This is a genomic window from Chroococcidiopsis sp. TS-821 (genome assembly GCF_002939305.1).
Classification (GTDB): Bacteria; Cyanobacteriota; Cyanobacteriia; order Cyanobacteriales; family Chroococcidiopsidaceae; genus Chroogloeocystis.
Genome location: NZ_MVDI01000025.1, coordinates 1 through 1,034, shown reverse-complemented (window position 1 = coordinate 1,034; position 1,034 = coordinate 1). Strand labels below are relative to the sequence as shown.

The following is a 1,034-nucleotide window of genomic DNA, read 5'->3' as shown; positions in this document are numbered from 1 at the left end:
ATGACAATAGCAGTAGGACAGGCAACGAGTCGAGGATGGTTCGACGTCGTTGATGACTGGCTAAAAAGAGATCGATTTGTATTCATCGGGTGGTCGGGACTGTTGCTATTTCCGTGCGCCTACATGGCACTAGGAGGATGGCTCACCGGAACGACGTTTGTAACGTCGTGGTACACGCACGGCATCGCGTCATCGTATTTAGAGGGATGCAACTTCTTAACAGTGGCCGTGTCCACACCGGCAAACAGCATGGGACACTCATTGCTGTTTTTGTGGGGGCCAGAAGCGCAGTGGGACTTCACGCGCTGGTGCCAAATGGGCGGATTGTGGACATTCGTAGCATTGCACGGCGCCTTTGGACTGATTGGCTTTATGCTGCGGCAGTTCGAGATTGCGCGGCTAGTGGGAGTACGTCCGTATAATGCATTAGCATTCAGCGCGCCGATCGCAGTGTTCGTCAGCGTGTTCTTGATGTACCCGTTGGGACAATCGGGGTGGTTTTTTGCTCCCAGCTTTGGCGTGGCAGCGATATTCCGCTTCTTGCTATTTTTCCAAGGATTCCACAACTGGACGCTCAACCCGTTCCACATGATGGGCGTGGCTGGCGTATTGGGTGGTGCGCTGCTGTGCGCGATTCACGGTGCGACGGTAGAAAACACGCTGTTTGAAGACGGCGACAAAGCTAACACGTTCCGCGCGTTCAACCCCACCCAAGCGGAAGAAACCTACAGCATGGTCACTGCCAACCGCTTTTGGTCGCAAATTTTCGGGATTGCGTTTTCCAACAAGCGCTGGTTGCACTTTTTCATGTTGTTTGTGCCGGTGACAGGTTTGTGGATGAGTGCGGTGGGCGTTGTCGGCTTGGCACTCAACTTGCGCGCGTATGACTTCGTTTCTCAAGAGTTGCGCGCGGCGGAAGACCCCGAATTCGAGACGTTCTATACGAAAAACATTCTGCTCAACGAAGGTATTCGGGCTTGGATGGCTCCCCAAGACCAGCCTCACGAGCATTTCCAATTCCCTGAGGAGGTACT

Annotated in this window: 1 protein-coding gene; it reads left to right on the top strand. The window is 53.8% G+C overall.

Annotation, left to right across the window (positions count from 1 at the left end; all coding sequences use genetic code 11):
• A partial coding sequence (gene psbD, locus B1A85_RS23295) for a photosystem II D2 protein (photosystem q(a) protein) (RefSeq protein WP_104549096.1) occupies positions 1-1,034 on the top strand: 1,034 nt, incomplete at both ends.